Here is a 17,156-nt window from a genome sequence, read left to right as displayed (position 1 = left end):
TGATAATGCGAATGGATTGCATTGTAATTTATTCCTCGCAACGCGCGCCGTCCCAGCGCAGGGCCGTGTTGAACACGAAGGGCGTGTCCGGCAGATGGGTGTAGCGATCCACCAGCTCGCGGTAACTGCGGTCGGCATCGATGTCTGGAAAGAGCGCGGGATGAATGACTTTGGCCAGGAACTCCACGGCCACGATGTTCAACGGCGTGTCGTAGAACTGGTGGGTGACGGCGTGCACGCAAGCCTGCGGCGCGTTTGCAGCCCACGACAATCCCTGCCGTGCCATGAGTGCCTGCAGCGCCGCGCGTGTCGTGTCGGGCTCGGCGCCGTAGCCGAAAGGAATGAGGCGGCTGCCCTTGCGATTCTGGGGCGTGCCGGTCATCAGATACACCTCGGGCTTGTCATGGATCAGCCGTTCGATCGGCACTTCGCCGGTACGGCCCCGCAGCAGCTCCGAGCCCAGGTTCCGTCCGCCGGCGGCCTCGATCAACCGGCCCCAGGTGGTGTCGCCCTGGGTGTAGCAGCATTGATCGAGCCCCATGCGCCCTGCCCTGGCCTCGATGAACACGCGGGGCCGCACGGCCGTGCCGGCAAGCCCCTGCCGGATGCGAGCCAGGCGGCGGCCGTAGTCCTGCACGAACGCGGCGGCACGCGTCTCGTGCCCCAGCGCACGCCCCAGGACGGCAACGGTCTTCGGCGCGTGCTCGACGGCATCGCGCGAGGTGTCGACATACAGGATCGGAATCGCCAGGCGCCGTGCCACCGAGGCCAGGGGGCCGGATTCGATCTCGGCTTGTTTTTCGACATTGAAGACGAGCAGGTCGGGCCGGAGTGCGAGCAGTTGTTCGATGCCGGCGTTGATGTCGCCGTTGAGGTTGAGAACCGGCACCTGCGCGGTTTCGGGCCAGCGCTCTTGCAAGACTCGCCACAGGCTGGGATCGGAGGCGCGAATGCCGTCGTTCCAGCCGGCCAGGCGTTGCAGCGGATTCTCGCGGTCCAGCAGCGCCAGCACCATCAGATGGTTGCCATTGGCGAGGTAGATACGGCGCGGCGCCTGGCTCAGCACCACGTCGCGGCCGGCCAGGTCGGTCACGCGGCGAGGATAGCCCGGGTCGACCGAAAGAGGGGCCGGGGCGGTCTGCCCTGCCTGCGCGGTTCGAGCCGAACGCGCCGCCGGCAGCGATTGGGCCGCCTGCGCAAGCTGTGTCGCCTGCGCGGCCTGCACGACCAGAAGCACGAGCAGGAAAACGATCTGCATCGGGCGTGTCGTCATGCCGGCACGCCCTCGAGCGCGCCGTCCACGGCCACATGCAGCCAGCCCCGGCTGCACGCCTCGATGCGGGCGTCGACACGGTACACGCGTGCCAGGGTCTCAGGGGTCAGCACCTCTTGCGGCGAACCGAAGGCCATCAGTTGCCCGTCTTCGAGCAGCGCCAGCCGGTGGCACCAGCGCGCGGCCAGGTCGAGGTCGTGCAGCACGGCCACCACGATGCGCCCCTGGGCCGCATAGGCCTGAACAGCCGCCATCACCCGGGCCTGGAAACGCAGGTCGAGCGCACTGGTCGGCTCGTCCAGCAGCAGCACGGCGGGTTGGCGCACCAGCGTCTGCGCCAGGCTGACCAACTGCCGCTGCCCCCCTGACAGGCTGCCGATGGACTTCAGCGCGAGTGGGCGTATATCCAACTGGGCCAGCACGGCGTCGATCCGCAAGAGCACCTGGCCGTCGTCGCCGACGTCGCCGGTGGCACGCAAGACGCTGACCATGCTGTCGAGCACCGACAAGCCCAGGTCGTCGGATGCGGATTGCGGCATGTAGCCGACCCGGCCGGCCCACTCGACGGGCGTGCAGTGCGCGAGATCGACACCGGCGAGACGCACGATGCCACGCAAAGGGATGAGGCCGGCCAGGCTTTTGAGCAACGTGCTTTTGCCCGCGCCGTTGGCCCCGAGCAAACCCACGACCTGCCCCCCTGTCACCGGCGGCAGGCTGAAGGCGCGGATGATGGCCGTGCGTCCATAGGCCACGCTCACGGACTGCAGCGACAGTTGCAACGAAACCGACCCGGCGGCATTCAACGGACGCGATGTCGTCATGTCCGGCCTCCCTTGCGAAAGATCAGCCACAGCAGCACCGGCACCCCCACGATCGCCGTCACGATGCCGATCGGCAGGACGGCGCCTGCGACCAGCGTCTTGCTGGCCATGGAAGCCAGCGACAGCAGCAAGGCGCCCACCAGTGCACTGCCGGGAACGAGGAAACGGTGGTCTTCCCCCAGCAGCATCCGGGCGATGTGGGGGCCGACCAGTCCGACGAAGCCGATGGTGCCCGCAAACGCCACCGCAGTGGCCGCCAGCACACTGATGCGCAGCAGGCTCCAGAATTGAATTTCACGGACATCCAGCCCCAGGCTGCGCGCACGCGGCACACCGAGCCGCAGCACATTGAGCGACCAGGCCGCTCGCATGGCGAACGGCAAGGTCAGCAGCAGCACCGCGGCCATGATCTGCAGCTTGGGCCAACTGGCGCGCGAAAGACTGCCCATGCTCCAGAACACCAGTTGCTGCAGTGCATCCGGGCTGGCGACGTACTGCAACAGGGCCACCAGCGCATTGAAGGTGAACACCATGGCCACGCCGCACAGCACCAGCACGTGACGGTTGCCGGCCACTGCGCGTGTCGCCGCCTGCAGCAGCAGCACCGATCCAAACGCAAACACAAACGCATTGACCGAGACCAGCCATTCGACCGGCACCCCGGGCAGGCCCAGCCCCAGCACAAAACCGAGGGCCGCGCCCAGCGACGCGGCCGACGAAACCCCGAGCGTGAACGGACTGGCCAGCGGGTTGTCGAGCACCGTCTGCATTTCGGCGCCCGCCAGCGACAGACTGGCGCCCACCAACACCGCCATCAAGGTAAAAGGCAGCCGCAGTTCCTGCACCACGATGCGTGTCTGCGCATCGACCGTATCGGGCAACCCGACGGCGCGCAGGATGTCTCCCGCACCGATGTCGGTTGCGCCCAGTCCGACATCGGTCAGCACGGCCCACAGCAAAGCAGCGAGCAGCGCCGCCAACCCACTCATGCGCCGCCGCTGGGTGCGGCGGTATTCGAGCCTCAACGTGCCCACGGACTCGGGCACCACCGGCGCCCCCTGTGGCAAAGGCCTTCTTCGATCGAGCTGATTCATCCTGTCCTCTCCAAGTCTTGCGATCTGCTTCAAGACGAGTGCGAAGGGGACAGAAAAACATGACAGCCTATTACATTTTGTTTCAATTTATGGAATGGCGGAAAGACGATAGCCATGCACACGCAGTTGCAGCGAATCGATCGAATCGGTCGAATCGGTCGATGGCCGGCTACTCCGCCGTCGCAGAGAATCGGCCATCGTCGTCTTTTTGAACGGAGACCTCGGTCACGGGAATGGGTGATGCAGCCCCCTGATCGCTTCTTTCACCACCCACATCCAGCGCTTTGATCAAAGGCTGCCCGCCTTGTGCAAAATCGATCTGCACCGTTGCGATGCGCCCGTTGGCCCTTGCATAGTTGTTGATGCCGATACGGTACACACCCTCTTCGAGCACATTCGGATCACATGAGGCGTAGTCATGCTCGGGACCGCTGGCCGAGGTGTGGTCGACATCGAGCTCCCCGACCGGTCCTCTTTTATGGGCATAAAAGACATGTGTCCCGTTGGGCTCGAGCGCGTGCAGATCGACATCCCCTTCGCCATCCCAGGTCAGGGTGGCGGTGAAGAATCCTCGGTGGCCTTTTTCGTCTTGAGGTGAACTCAATTCCTCAAGCGTCGCCGTGATGATACTTTTGATGACCACCAGCGAAGCTCTCAACTCGTGAAGATACGTATTCGCAAGGGTATGACCTGAAATATCCGCACTTGAAAAAGCAAGATTCATATTCACTGGCGGAACGGAAGTGAAGCCCTGCATACGTAAACTATTGATGACCGTATCGATGTCTGCCAGCACGTAGTCACCCCGCACCGTCGGAGACGCCGGGGCAATATGCACCACAGCCACGCTGGACTTACCCAGCTTGGGGGCCACGTAATCGTAAGCCTGGTTGACAAAAAGATTACCCTGAGAATGAGCGACCCGGAGAATTTTCCGCCGCTCGACAGCCAGGGTGTCAAGCATGATTCTGTGCTTGGCCTACGTTTCCTGTAGTGGGGGATGACTGATCATCGATGCCACGGCAGCCATGACTCGACTGATCACGCTCGTATAGATGGCCTCGAAAAAAGACAGGCTGGCGCCCATCGCACGAGCCAGTCTGGTGAAAAACGGCTTGTCTGCAGACATGCTTTCCCAGATGTATTCGAATCGCCGCCCCAGCTCTCCCGATGCATCGATTTCATCCGCTCGTTGCATGAACACCTCTGCAACGTCTTGCCCCATCGTCGAGTCATTCTCCGAGCCGGTCTCGTTGTGAAAAACGCGATACTCGATCGGCTCTTCCTCATATTTCTCTCCGATGACACCTGCAACCAGCTGAGTGCTATCCGTAGCCGTCAGAATGGTATTCCAGACACCGTTGAAAAAGCCGACCGTATACCCCGTCTTCGAACACATATCGGCCTGCGCATGCACAGGCATCTGCACGAATACAAAGACAACCACGAACACCCGTCGCACGGCCATTTGCACAACACGTTCAATCGACGTCATCTCAAGCACAGACGGGACTCCGCGGAAGGGCGATGACAATCCCGGACATCGACTGATTGAATCTCAGGTAGACATCGTATCGAGCCCGGGTATTCACCGTCAACTTCTGCATCTCTTGTGATTTATCGAATGCAATGCGCTCTATATCGTATGCACGGAACACGCAGGCGGAAGCGATATTGATTTTATCGACGGCCATACGAGACATTTTCACATCCCCGGATTCGCCGGCCTCGAGAGCCGATTGGACTGCACGGGCCGTTCGGCGCAACGCCTTCTTCTGCACTTCCGTATCCGGCAAAGAATCGATGTAGGCGGCCAAATCGTCACGGACCCCATCCTCATTCGAATCGATACCGAGCAGGGCATCCGTTCTATCCAATTTCGGAAGGCTGCCATTCGCTTCGAGCGAAGCCAGAGCCTGCTGCACGGTGAAAGGCTTGGCTTCGTCGATGCGTCCTTCGACCAAGCCCGTTTGAGGTTCATCCGAACCGCCACAAGCGGACATCGAGAAAACCAGCACCGATACCATCGATATTGTTAAATATCTCAATTTACACTCCATTGATAACATGCATTGGAGCTATATTGTCACAACACCCGTCTGGTAAAAAATTCAGAATCTCACATGAAGCCCATCGAATCATCGACAGCCCCCAATATCCCTATAAAATCACTAGCCCTCACAAAAACCGACACATCCCATCGCCCATAAATTAATATTCTTCTTTTTATTATTAATTTCAAATCACCGGAATCAGAAGGTCGCATGATCAATGCAAAAACGCTTCAGGCCATCAGGACGGCCATCGACAGCGCACCCAGGAACGCCTATGTCGCAGAGCTCCACCTCCAGATCGTCAAATACGCCAACGAATTGCAGCCGCTGTCGGGCAAGGCGTTTTGCGAGGCCCTCGGAATTTCCCAGGCCTACGGCACCGAGTTCACGAAGATGTTGAAAATCGCCCCGCGATTGCGCTTGGCAGGCATGGATCAGACGAGGATCTGACGATCGGAAACGCCGGACCGAGCCCGCGCCCGCAAGGACAGGACGCGATCAGATCACGCCGTCGAATCGCGCCGCCAGCCACTGCGAGAACACCCGCACCCGCGCCGACAGTTGCCGATGCTGCGGATACAGCACGGAGACCGGCATGGGCGCCGGCGGATTCGCGGGCAACACGATGCGCAGGAGATCCTGTGCGATGGCCTCTTCGATGCGATAGCGTGGAATCTGGACCAGGCCCATGCCCGCCAGCGAGGCGGCGGTGTACAGATCGGTGCCGGTGACGGCGATCCTCGCCTTCAACCGGCGTTCCACCTGCTCCTTGCCGACCTGGAAATCCAGGACGACGGGGCGGCCGGTGGCGCTGGACACGTAGTCGACCGCGTAGTGATGCTGCAGATCGTCCAGGGTCTGCGGCACGCCGTGGCGCGCCAGATAGGACGGGCTGGCCACGGTGACCTGCTCCAGCGAAGCCACCTGCCGTGCGATCAGCGAGGAGTCCTGCAGCACCCCGGCGCGCAGCACGCAGTCGACGCCTTCGCGCACGAGATCGACCAGCCGGTCGTCCTCGCCCACATGCAGGCTGATGTCCGGGTACAGGTCGAGGAAATCGCCCAGCGCCGGCACGACGAAGTGTTGGGCCAGGGTGCCCTGCAGGTTCACGCGCAGCAGCCCCTTGGGCGGCGCCTGGTGGAAGAGGTTCTCGGTTTCCTCGAGATCGGCCAGCAGCCGCGCGCAGCGATGGTAATAGGCCTCGCCCTCGTGGGTGAGCCGGACATGCCGTGTCGTGCGTTCGAGCAGGCGTGCGCCGACCCGGGCCTCCAGCCGCTTGATGAGATGGGTCACGGTGGCACGCGGAATCTGCAGATCGTCGGCGGCCAAAGAGAAGCTGTGGCGCTCGGCGATCCGCACGAACACCCGCATCTCCTGAAAGCGGTCCATGTCGGGCTCTCACTGGTTCATGAAAAATTCATGGGTTCGGGAAATTCTAGACACTCGCAGCAGCCTCCCGGACCTGGCCGCCGCTCAAGGCCTGCCCGGACAGGCCTGCGCGATCTGCCGGGCCTGCTCCGCAGTGCGTGCCTCCGGACCCGGTCCCAGCAGGGCGACGAGGCCGCAGCCCAGGCCACCTTGCCATTGCTGATAGTCGTGACCGCTGGCCCACTCGGCGTGGGTGACGGCATACCCCCGGGCTCGCAGCACGTCGCGCAGATGGCGGGTGCTCTCGAGGATGCCGCCTCCGCCCGAGCCGCTTTCGAACAGGCCGGCCTCGAGGTAAAAACGCAGCGGCAGGCGTTCGCGCGCCGCATACTGCCGTGTCAGCCAGCCGGGCTCGTAGGCCGCATCGAACGCGCTGGAGCCGGCCGGACGCTCGTCGGGCAGGCGCCACCAGAACGAACCCGAGAGGCTGAGCACCTGGCCGAACAGTTCGGGATGACGCAGGGCCGCATAGGCCGCGGCCAGGCCTCCGTAGCTGGAGCCGGCGACCACCGTCCGCCCGGCCGGTGCCGCCTGGCCGACGGTCCGCGCCCAGGGCATCAGCTCTTCGGCCAGAAAACGCGCAAACCGAGGATTGGGCGGCAGCTCGTCGCCCCGTGCCGATCCGGGTCCGTTGCCGACGATGAGGGCCGCCGTCCTGCCCAGCAGGCCGTCGGCCATGAGGTTGTCGAGCATGGTGGGCGTCGGCACCTGACGGGCATAGGCATGGGCATCGAACAGCACCAGCAGGTTCTGGTCCGCCGCACGGGGATCCCGGGGATCCTCGATCCACCCGGGGGGACGATAGAGCACGAGCTCGCGGCGATTGCCCAGCAGCGCGCTGTCGAACTGCACCCGTTCGACAACGCCTTGCGACACGCCCTTGCGCTGCGCCACCCAGGGCTGCGGCGGCGCATGAGGCAAGCTCAGCACGGATTCGCCGTCGTAGGGATCGACCGGAGGCTCGCCTGTGGCGGTCATCCAGCGGGGGTTGCCCGGGTCGCGCTGCGCGGTTGCAAGCAGGTTGCGCCTTTGCTGTGCGGCAGGCACCGGCAACCGGGGGACATCGGGTGCCAGCGTGTAGCCCATGTGGGTGCTGTCGGGCACCGCGTAGGTCCGCCACCAGATGTCGGTTCCCGCAAGCCGTGTCATCGGATCGTGATCACCCGAAGGGCTGCCCACCACCCGCACATCGGCACGGGCGCCACGCCACAGAAACGTGACCTGGACCAGGCAGGGCGCCCAGGGCTCGGCGCGGGTGGCGGCCGTCACGCCTGTTTTTGCTCCCGCCCGCAGGGGCGCGCCGGTCTCGCCGGACGGCACACGCTTCAGGCAGGCCGCACCGGGGGTGTCCTCGACCAGAGGGGTTCCACGCGTGGCCATGTCCTGCCAGAAGGCATCGATCAGTTGGGCGGGCCGCGCATCGGGCTCTGCCAGCCGGTCGGCCAACTGCTGCAACAGAGGACTGGGCAGGCGCTCGGGCAGGGATTGTTGCTCGGCGCGCGGCACCACGGGCGCGAGCGCCAGGACCAGCGCGTCGGCCCGAGGCCCCGTCGCCACCAGTTGGTATCGGCCCGCACCGGGTGCGACAAACATGAACCGGTCACGCCCCTCCCCCTCGGCAAGCAGCCGGCGGACCGGTTGGCCGTCGGCGTGCCGCAGGTCGAGCGGCGTGGGCGGACCCTCGACACGGCCCCGCACGAAGTCGCCGGCTTGCAGGTCGAGAGACCACGACTGCGTGTCCGCCTGCGCGGCGGCAGCCATCAGCGCCAGGGTGGATACGGCCACCCGCAAGGGCCATGGCACCTGGCGTTCAGCCGGGATCGGGCGTGGGCGAGTCCGTTCGAGCGGACTCCTTCGAAGTCCAGACAACAAAAAATCGAAGCAGACGGCCATCTCAAAATCACGTAACAAGAATTCTCTCCATTCTCACATGTCACGCCATGACACTGCCGAAGATCGATTGCCACCCCCCATCGGCCGTTGCAAAACCGCGCGGGCACGGCGCAGGCTTGTCGGACAACGCCTACCGGCACCGTCGGAAACGGGCTGCATCCAGGCTCCTGGCACGCGTTCGGCGCAATGCGGCGTTTAGCATGTGACGCTGTTGCATCGCAGCAAATCCAACGACAAGCCATGCCCTCATTCACACCATCGACTCCCGCCCTGCCGCACCGCCGGCCGATCCGTGGCCTTCTGACGTCGGCCGTCGCAGCCTGTCTGCTGACCGTCTGGCCGATCGCCCAGGCCGACACCATCTGGCTCAACAACGGAGACCGGTTGACCGGCACCATCAAGTCGCTCGACGGCGGCGTGCTGCTCGTGGGCACCGCGTACGGGGGCGATATCCGCGTGAAGTTCGACCAGGTCAAGACGCTGCAGAGCGACACGGCACTGGTCATCCGCGACACGACGCTGGACAACGAGTACCGAGCCAAGCTGGTCCGCGCCGACGAAGGCCTGGTCACGCTGAACGGGGTGCAGCAGGACGGCGGCACGGCGCAACCGGTGAGCCGCCCGGTGGAACTGAGCGAGCTCGAACGGGTGACCCGGCCGCATTTCCTGCTTCGCGACGTGGCGTTCAAGGGCAAGTTCGACCTCTCGGCCAATCGCAAGTCGGCCTCGACGGATGCCGAGGACATTGCTGCCGCAGTCGAGGGCGAGGCACGGCACGGGCTGTGGCGGCATCAGGCAGGCGCCAACTACGCACGCAGCGAAGACGACGACAACGTCAACACCAACAACTACGGCGCCAACTACACGCTCGACCGCTTCCTGACGGAAAAAGCGTTCTGGCAAGGCCGCGCGTCGCACAAACGCGATTTCGTGGAAGAACTCGACCGGCAGACCGCTTACGGCACGGGCCCCGGTTACCAGTTCTGGGATGACGAGCTGGGCGCCTTCTCGCTGTCCGGCCTGATCGGCCGCGTGCATTACGGTTACGCCGACTCGGGCAGCGAAGCCTTCTACGCTGCTAGCCTGCGCTGGAACTATGTGCGCTACCTGCGCGGCAAACAGTTCGAGCTCTACACCCGCGGCGAAGTCAGCCGGCCCCTGGGCAACAACGCAGAGTACGCATTCAATGCCGAAGCCGGACTGCGCTACAACGTGACGGACTGGATGGCGCTCTACGTGAAGTACATGCGCGACCGTGTGAGCGGCTCGCGTGAAAACCTCAACGAGTCGACCTACGGAACCGGGGTCGGCATTTCCTGGTAGGCCACTGACCGGCTGCGGCTGCCCCTGTGCTGAGAGCATGGAGCGCGGCCAGCACACAGCGCTGAAGCGCCAGAAACCGAGCCATCACGGCCCTGTCGACCTCCTGTCGATGGGGGAGCCTCGTCTGTAGGCGCCTCGTGTCCAAGGCTGCCCTCGCTTGGGTGTATTTTCATCGAGCGGCAGCCGGGTCGCGCAAATTCCGGACGCCCCAAGGCCAGCAGACGCTGGCCTTTTTTCATGCGCGTGGCGTGGGGTCGGTGCAACCTCGGGAAACTACTATGTAAGGCTCAGAGCCTTACATACAACAATCGCGGCACACGGTGAAAAACCCTGTCCGCCCTGGCAAGACCGGGCCGGCAGGCATGTTCCAAATCAAAGGATTCAATAAAGATGATTCGCAGATTCGACGTCGAGATGCCCAAGTCCCTGACCGAAATCGTGGCGGCGCGGCTGCGCCAGGCCATCATGGACGGCGAATTCGCACTGGGCGAGTTGATCTCGGAAGAGTCGCTGGCCGAGTCCTTCGGAGTCAGCCGCACGCCGGTGCGCGATGCCCTGACGCTGCTGCAGCACACCGGCCTGGTGCAGATCCGGCCCAAGCGCGGCAGCTTCGTCTACAGCCCGAGTGCCGACGATGTGCGCGAGATCTGCGACTTCCGCATCATCCTGGAGCTGCAGGCGCTGCGCCGGGCCCACAGCCTGGATCGCTCGGGCACGGCCCAGGCCCTGCAGTCGCTGCACGCGCAGATGCAGGCCGCCGCCCAGCACGACGATGCGGTTCACTACGGACGCCTGGATCTGCAGTTCCACGAAGCCTTCTTTTCGCACGCAGGCAACCGCTATCTGGAAGAGTCGTACGGCCTCGTCACCGGCAAGATCGGCGCGCTGCGCACCAGCATGTCGCAGCAGTTCTCCAATGCACGCGAGGTTTCGCTGGCCGAGCACCAGAGCGTCATCGATCTGTTCCTCCAAGGCGACTTCGACGGCCTGCACTCGCTCCTGGCCGATCACATCGGCCGCACCGTCGAGGCTTTCCGCCTGGCCAGCACCAGCGGCCAGCTCGGCGAACACCATGCGGCACTGGCGGCCCGGGCACGCCGTCCGCTGCGCATGGTTTCCGGCAATTGACCGCCGGCCCATCGATCGCCGGCATCCCGTCCTTCTCTGAAAGCAGTCCATGACCCCCGCCAGACAACTCGGCAACCTGATCGCCAGCGGCGACATCGTGATGGCCCCGGGCGCACCCGACGCGCTCACGGCTCGCCTGGTCGAACGTGCCGGTTTCCCGGCCGTCTACATGACGGGTTTCGGCGCCACGGCCGTGCGCCTGGGCATGCCCGACATCGGCCTGCTCAGCCAGACCGAGATGACCGCGCATGCCCGCAACATGGCGCTCGCGACACGCATCCCCATCATCGCCGATGCGGACACCGGCTATGGCGGTCCTTCGAACATCCACCGCACCGTGCGCGAGTACGTGCAAGCCGGCGTGGCGGCCATCCACCTCGAGGACCAGGTGGCCCCCAAGCGCTGCGGCCAGATGGCCGGCATCCGCCTGATGGACATGGCCGAGAGCGGCAAGCGCCTGCGCTGCGCCCTGGCGGCCCGCGGCAGCGACGAGCTCCTCGTCATCGGCCGCACCGATGCCCTGCCCGCGCAAGGGCTGGACGAAGCGGTGCGGCGCGCCCACCACTACCGGGAGTGCGGCGTGGACCTGGTCTTCGTGGACGGCGTCAAGAAGATCGCTGAAATCGAGGCCATCGCACGCGCCGTTCCAGGGCCCAAGGTGGTGTCCATCGTCGATGGCAACGAGACCACGCAGCTGACCGCGAAAGACCTGCAGGAGCTGGGCTTCTCGGTCGTCCTGTATGCCGTGACCACACTGTTCACGGCCGTGCATGCGGTCTCGCAGGCCCTGGCCGGCCTGCAGCGGCACGGCACGCCGGCCGCCTCCGCCGCCTCGCAGATCGACTACGCGGGCTTCACCGAGCGGGTCGACCTCGACTTCCACAAAGACCTCGACGACCGCTACGGCGTCTGAGCCGCATCGCCCCTTTTCCCGCTTTTTTCTGCTTGGATTCGTCCACCTCGCCATGCCCACGCCCCTCAACATCTCCCAGGCTCTCGAAGAGCTGACCGCCGCACTCGGCCCCAACGCCGTGTTTGCAGAGGCCGACGTTCCCCTGCGCAACCGAAACGACTACAGCGGCCTGCTGCCGACGCAACCGCTGGCGATGCTCAGGCCCGCCGACACGAAAGGTGTCTCGGATGCCCTGCGCATCTGCCATGCGCACGGCCTGTCGGTCGTGCCTCAAGGGGGCCTCACGGGCCTGGTCGGCGGAGCCCGCGCCGAAGCGCACGAGATCGCCCTGTCGCTCGAACGCCTGGTGGGCATCGAGGAAATCGACAGCGACGCAGCGACGCTCACGGCCTGGGCCGGAACCCCGCTCGAAACCGTCCAGCAGGCGGCACTCGACGCCGGCTATTTCTGCCCGCTCGACCTCGGCGCCCGCGGCTCCTGCGCCATCGGCGGCAATCTGTCGACCAACGCCGGCGGCAACCGGGTGATCCGCTACGGCATGGCCCGCGAGATGGTGCTGGGCCTCGAGGTGGTGCTGGCCGACGGCACCGTGATCACCAGCCTCAACAAGATGATCAAGAACAATGCGGGCTTCGACCTCAAGCACCTGTTCATCGGCAGCGAAGGCACGCTGGGCATCATCACCCGGGTCGTGCTCAAGCTGTTCCCCAAGCCCGGTTCCACCATGGTGGCGATGTGCGCGGCACCCGACTACGCCACCGTGCTCAAGCTGCTGTCGTCGGCGCGTGCCTCGCTGGGCCCTCTGCTGTCGGCCTTCGAGGTGATGTGGCCCGACTACTGGCAGTTCGCGACCACCCAGGCCCCCGGCGTGCGCAACCCGTTTGCAGGCGACGACACCGCCTATGCCGCGTATGTGCTGATCGAGGCCCAGGGCACCGATCCGGAGGCCGATGCGCCCCGTTTCGAACAATGGCTGGGTGGACTGCTCGAGGACGGCACCCTGCCCAACGCGGCGGTGGCGCAGTCGCTGTCCGGCGAAAAGGCCTTCTGGGGCGTGCGCGACGCGTGCGGTGAACTCCATCAGTTCTGGCCCCGCCACCTGGCCTTCGACATCGGCCTGCCGGTGACCCGCATGGACGAGTACGCACGGCGCTTCAAGCAACAGCTGGGCGACCTGGTACCGGGCTGCAAAAGCGTGTTCTACGGCCACATCGGCGACAGCAACGTGCACATCGTCACCCATCTCGACGGCGTGGCGGAACAGCCCAAGGATGCCGTCGAGCAGATCGTCTACGGCCTCGTGCGCGAGTACGGCGGCACGGTCTCGGCGGAACACGGCATCGGCACCATCAAGCGCCGCTGGCTCGGCCATGCCCGATCGCCGGAGCAGATCGCGCTCATGCAGACCCTCAAGGCAGCGCTCGATCCCAAGAACATCCTCAACCCCGGCAAGGTGATCTGACGACCCCCCTGGCCGATCTCGCCCGCACCCTGGAGCGCCGAAGCCGGCGCCCCTCAAAAAAAACCAACCCAAAACAGGAGACAGACATGACCATCGCCCAAACCCCGACCCTGCATCGCCGCCAGTTGCTCAAAGGAGCCGCCGCCGGTGCGGCCGCATCCTGCTTCCCGCTGCTGTCTCTGGCCGCAGCGCCCATCCGCATGCGGGTCTCGTCGTCTGCACCGCCCGAGCGCTTCGGTGCACATTACCTCTGGTACAAGCCTTTCGAGGAGCAACTCAAGCAGTTGTTGGGCGACCGGATCGTGCTCGAGTATTTCCCCAACGGCCAGTTGGGCAAGGAAGCCGATGTGGTGCAGCAGGTCAAGACCGGTTCGGTCGACATGATGCTCACCGGCCTGTCGATCTGGTCCACGGTGGTGCCCGAAGTCGGCATGCTCGACTACGGTTACCTCTTCGACAGCTACGCCCATGCCGCAACGGCGCTCGACGGCGGCGTCTCCGCGGCGCTCGAGCAGATGCTGATCCAGCGCACCGGCGTCTCCGTTCTGGGCTGGGGATTCCAGGTCGGTTCGCGCAGCGTCTACACCAAGGTTCCCAAGGACACGCTGGCCTCGCTCAAGGGCACCAAGCTGCGGGTGCTGCCCACGAAGGGGCTGATCGACACGTTCGATGCGATGGGGGCCACGCCCACGCCGATTCCGATCAACGAGGTCTATACCGCCGTGCAGACCGGCGTGGTCGACGGCTTCGAACACGACCCGGGCACGGTGCTGGCATACAAGTGGTCCGAAGTCTCGCGCCAGTGCCTGCTGACGCGCCACATGTACAGCACCATGTGCGCGTTCATCGGCAAACGCGGCCTGGCCAAGATCCCGGCCGATCTGAGGCCCGCTTTCATGCAGGCTGCCAAGGCCGCGACCGTCTCGGCTCGCGAACAGGCCGCCGCGACCGAAGACGAAGCCATGACCGAGCTCAAGAAGAAGGGCATCGTCTTCACGGAAATGAACCCTGCCGAACGCACGGCCATCAGCGAGAAGATCGCGAAGACCCTGCACCCCGAGTTCATCGCCAAGTATCCGGCCACCCAAGCCCTGTTCGACCAGATCGCCGCTGCACGCAAGGCCTGAAGCAGGCCGACCCGCACGACCGAGCCGCCCATCCTTCTCGCCTCTCGCATTGGGGAACACACACATGACTGCCATACTCCATGGCCAAGACACGCTGACCCCGCCCGCCGGCGGTCACGTTCGCCGGCTCAACGATGCCGTTCTTTTTTTCATCGAGCATCTGGCCGGCCTCATCCTCGCGGTCGACGTCCTGGTGGTGTTCGCGTCGGTGTTCTACCGCTATGCGCTGCACACGCCGCTCGAATGGGCCGAGGAAGTCGCCAGCGGGCTGATGACCGCCATCATCTTCCTGGGGGCGGGCAGCGTGCTGGGGCGCAACCAGCATGTGGGGATCGACTTCTTCCTCAACCGCTTCCCGGCCCGCGTGCGGCCGGTGCTGCTGCAGGTCGGGGCCTGGCTGACGGCCATGATGTGCGTGGGGTTCGCGCTGTCGACCTATGAACTCATCGTCGATTCCGAAGGGCAGACGACGCCCTTCGGTTTCCAGCAGGTGTACCTGCTCTACCCGGTGCTGTTCGGCTCGCTGGTGATGAGTCTGTTCTCGGTCTCCAACGCACTCAAGGGCGGCACGACCAGCCGCTGGGTCACGCTGGCCGCATGCACGCTGTTCGCAGCCGCAAACTACTACTGGAACCTGTCGCAGCCGGAGCTGGCGGTACCGCCCATCGTCTATCTGGTGGTGAGCTTTTTCGGCTGCATCGTGATCGGCATCCCCATCGCGTTCGCGATTGCGCTGTCGGCGATGCTGTACTTCCTGTTCGAGCCCTCGCTGCCCATGCTGATCTACTCGCAGCAGGTGGTCGCAGGCGCCAATCACTTCGTGCTGCTGGCGATTCCGTTCTTTGTGCTCGCCGGGCTGACCATGGAAGCCAACGGCATGTCGACGCGGCTGATCGAACTGCTGCTGCGCGTGTTCGGCCGCTTTCGCGGCGGCCTCAACCTCATCACCATCATCTCCACCACCCTGTTCTCGGGTGTCTCGGGCTCCAAGCTCGCCGACATCGCTGCGGTGGGCGGCATCATCGTGCCGGCCGTGCGCCGCACCAAGCAGGATCCCAACGACGCAGCGGCCCTGCTGGCCTGTACGGCCATCATGTCCGAGACCATCCCGCCCTGCGTGAACATGATCATCTTCGGCTTCGTCGCCAGCATCTCCATCGGCGGTCTGTTCATGGCCGGGGTGGTGCCTGCCATCATCCTCGCGATCTCGCTGTCCATCGTGGCCGTGATCTACGGCAAACGCATCGACCCCAAGGACGCCATCACCACCCAGCGCACGCTGATCCGCTTGATCGGGGGCTCCATGGTCGCCCTGGCCATGATCGTGATGATCGGCAAGGGCGTGACTTCGGGCGTGGCCACCTCGACCGAGATCTCGGCGTTTGCCGTCATCTACGCGCTGCTCGTCGGCGGCCTGGCTTTCCGCGAGCTCACGCTCAAGAAAGTCGTCCATCTGTTCGTCAAGTCCGCTTCGATGACCGGCGTCATCCTGTTCATCGTGGCCGCGGCGTCCAGCCTGTCGTATGCGCTGACCATCGAACGCATCCCGCACGCATTGGCCACGGTGCTGATCGACATGGGCCAGCACTACGGCGCCATCACCTTCGTCCTGCTGTCGGCACTGATCATGATCGTCTTCGGCATGGTGCTGGAAGGCGCGCCCGCCCTGATCCTGTTCGGCCCGCTGCTGACCCCGATCGCCACGCAACTCGGCGTCAACCCGCTGCAGTTCGGCACGGTCATGGTCATCGCCATGGGACTGGGCTTCTTTGCGCCGCCCCTGGGGCTGGGCCTGTTCGCCACCTGTGCGATCACGGGCACCCGCGTGCAGGACGTGGTGCGGCCCATGATGAAGTACCTGGTCGTGCTGCTGGCCGGACTGGTTCTGCTGATCTTCGTGCCCGAGTTCTCGCTCTGGCTGCCGCGCCTGCTCGGCTTGACCTGAGCCCGGATGCGCACCATGACGCCATCCGCCAACCCAGCGGCGTGCAAGTACTGCACGCCGCCATCGCAGCCCCGCGCGCACGACATGCCTTTCGTGCAGGGCCTGCGCTGCTCGGAGCTGTTCCTGTTTCCCGACCAGACCCACTTCGGGCGTGCCGTGCTGGCGCTCGACAGCCACCACACCGAACTCTTCCAACTGAGCGCGTCCAAGCTCGCGGCCTTCATGGCCGACGTGGCCGATGTCGCCGCCGTGATCCAGCAGATCAGCCGCTGCGACAAGGTGAACTACGCGTCGTACGGTGACGTGTTCAGCCATCTGCACATGCATGTGGTGCCCAAGCACCGCGAGGACTTCGACTGGGGACGGCCGTTCGACCTCGAATCCCGGTCCCCTTGCCTGCTCGATCCCACCCAGCGGGATGCGCTCGTCGCTCGTTTTCGCGACGGGCTGTCACTTCGCCTGCAGGCCTCGGCGTCCGCACGGCGCTGACAGGGCACACGCGAGTCGCTTGCGGCCCGAATCGCCGCGCCGGCAAGGCCCTTCGATTTCCCGTTTTTTTGTTTTCTTCAGGAATCCGACATGAAAGTATTGGTCGCCGTCAAAAGAGTCGTGGACTACAACGTGAAAGTCCGCGTGAAGTCCGATGGCAGCGGTGTGGACATCGCCAACGTCAAGATGAGCATGAATCCGTTCGA

Annotated in this window: 16 protein-coding genes and 1 pseudogene; 9 read left to right on the top strand and 8 right to left on the bottom strand. The window is 64.6% G+C overall.

All coding sequences use genetic code 11. The features are described from left to right. Window positions 1-28: 28 nt before the first annotated feature. The 6 genes from EC845_RS10730 to EC845_RS10705 all read right to left on the bottom strand — a co-directional run bounded on the left by EC845_RS10730 (window position 29) and on the right by EC845_RS10705 (window position 5,236). A complete protein-coding gene (locus EC845_RS10730; protein ID WP_123298117.1) occupies window positions 29-1,273 on the bottom strand; it encodes an ABC transporter substrate-binding protein in 1,245 nt (414 codons plus the stop codon). Continuing rightward, window positions 1,270-2,094 carry an ABC transporter ATP-binding protein gene (locus EC845_RS10725; protein ID WP_123298116.1) on the bottom strand — a complete coding sequence of 275 codons (825 nt, stop codon included), beginning with the start codon at window positions 2,092-2,094 and terminating at the stop codon, window positions 1,270-1,272. Before EC845_RS10725 ends, EC845_RS10730 begins: the two co-directional genes overlap by 4 nt. Next, on the bottom strand, window positions 2,091-3,188 hold the full coding sequence (locus tag EC845_RS10720; protein WP_199739778.1) for an iron ABC transporter permease: 1,098 nt from the start codon (window positions 3,186-3,188) through the stop codon (window positions 2,091-2,093). Before EC845_RS10720 ends, EC845_RS10725 begins: the two co-directional genes overlap by 4 nt. Window positions 3,189-3,357: 169 nt before the next feature. Further along, window positions 3,358-4,152: a hypothetical protein gene (locus EC845_RS22625; protein ID WP_233598027.1), complete on the bottom strand. Its 795-nt coding sequence runs from the start codon at window positions 4,150-4,152 to the stop codon at window positions 3,358-3,360. A 15-nt stretch (window positions 4,153-4,167) separates the two neighbouring features. Further along, complete coding sequence (locus EC845_RS10710) at window positions 4,168-4,692, bottom strand: hypothetical protein (RefSeq protein WP_148077284.1); 525 nt, start codon at window positions 4,690-4,692, stop codon at window positions 4,168-4,170. Further along, complete coding sequence (locus EC845_RS10705) at window positions 4,685-5,236, bottom strand: hypothetical protein (protein ID WP_148077283.1); 552 nt, start codon at window positions 5,234-5,236, stop codon at window positions 4,685-4,687. Before EC845_RS10705 ends, EC845_RS10710 begins: the two co-directional genes overlap by 8 nt. Before the next feature lie 216 nt (window positions 5,237-5,452). On the opposite strand from EC845_RS10705, the gene EC845_RS10700 reads away from it, so the two are divergent. Continuing rightward, entirely contained in the window at window positions 5,453-5,692 is a 240-nt protein-coding gene (locus tag EC845_RS10700) for a transcription factor (protein ID WP_123298113.1), read from the top strand. Between the two features lie 48 nt (window positions 5,693-5,740). On the opposite strand, the gene EC845_RS10695 is transcribed toward EC845_RS10700, so the two are convergent. Beyond that, window positions 5,741-6,631, bottom strand: a complete 891-nt coding sequence (locus tag EC845_RS10695; RefSeq protein ID WP_123298112.1) for a LysR family transcriptional regulator — start codon at window positions 6,629-6,631, stop codon at window positions 5,741-5,743. 84 nt (window positions 6,632-6,715) lie between these two features. Further along, window positions 6,716-8,455 (bottom strand): alpha/beta hydrolase-fold protein, encoded by a 1,740-nt coding sequence (locus tag EC845_RS10690; protein WP_158615674.1) that lies wholly within the window; start codon window positions 8,453-8,455, stop codon window positions 6,716-6,718. Window positions 8,456-8,803: 348 nt separating this feature from the next. Between EC845_RS10690 and EC845_RS10685 the strand changes: the two genes are divergently transcribed. From EC845_RS10685 to EC845_RS10650, 8 genes and pseudogenes are all read left to right on the top strand, one after another. Further along, window positions 8,804-9,886, top strand: a complete 1,083-nt coding sequence (locus EC845_RS10685) for a DUF481 domain-containing protein (RefSeq protein ID WP_158615673.1) — start codon at window positions 8,804-8,806, stop codon at window positions 9,884-9,886. Window positions 9,887-10,276: 390 nt separating this feature from the next. After that, on the top strand, window positions 10,277-11,014 hold the full coding sequence (locus EC845_RS10680; RefSeq protein ID WP_123298109.1) for a GntR family transcriptional regulator: 738 nt from the start codon (window positions 10,277-10,279) through the stop codon (window positions 11,012-11,014). Between the two features lie 49 nt (window positions 11,015-11,063). Continuing rightward, window positions 11,064-11,927: an oxaloacetate decarboxylase gene (locus EC845_RS10675; RefSeq protein ID WP_123298108.1), complete on the top strand. Its 864-nt coding sequence runs from the start codon at window positions 11,064-11,066 to the stop codon at window positions 11,925-11,927. A gap of 52 nt (window positions 11,928-11,979) precedes the next feature. Further along, a complete protein-coding gene (locus EC845_RS10670; RefSeq protein ID WP_123298107.1) occupies window positions 11,980-13,389 on the top strand; it encodes an FAD-binding oxidoreductase in 1,410 nt (469 codons plus the stop codon). An 86-nt stretch (window positions 13,390-13,475) separates the two neighbouring features. Continuing rightward, the gene (locus tag EC845_RS10665) at window positions 13,476-14,516 is read left to right on the top strand and encodes a TRAP transporter substrate-binding protein (RefSeq protein ID WP_123298106.1); all 1,041 of its coding nucleotides are present in this window, start codon (window positions 13,476-13,478) and stop codon (window positions 14,514-14,516) included. Window positions 14,517-14,580: 64 nt separating this feature from the next. Continuing rightward, window positions 14,581-16,461, top strand: a complete 1,881-nt coding sequence (locus EC845_RS10660; RefSeq protein ID WP_123298105.1) for a TRAP transporter large permease subunit — start codon at window positions 14,581-14,583, stop codon at window positions 16,459-16,461. A 15-nt stretch (window positions 16,462-16,476) separates the two neighbouring features. Beyond that, complete coding sequence (locus tag EC845_RS10655; protein WP_158615672.1) at window positions 16,477-16,950, top strand: HIT family protein; 474 nt, start codon at window positions 16,477-16,479, stop codon at window positions 16,948-16,950. Window positions 16,951-17,040: 90 nt separating this feature from the next. Further along, window positions 17,041-17,156: pseudogene (locus tag EC845_RS10650) on the top strand (electron transfer flavoprotein subunit beta/FixA family protein); the annotation flags it as partial.

Source organism: Comamonas sp. BIGb0124, assembly GCF_003752175.1.
GTDB lineage: Bacteria > Pseudomonadota > Gammaproteobacteria > Burkholderiales > Burkholderiaceae_C > Comamonas_F.
This window is presented reverse-complemented; position numbering and strand designations above follow the sequence as displayed.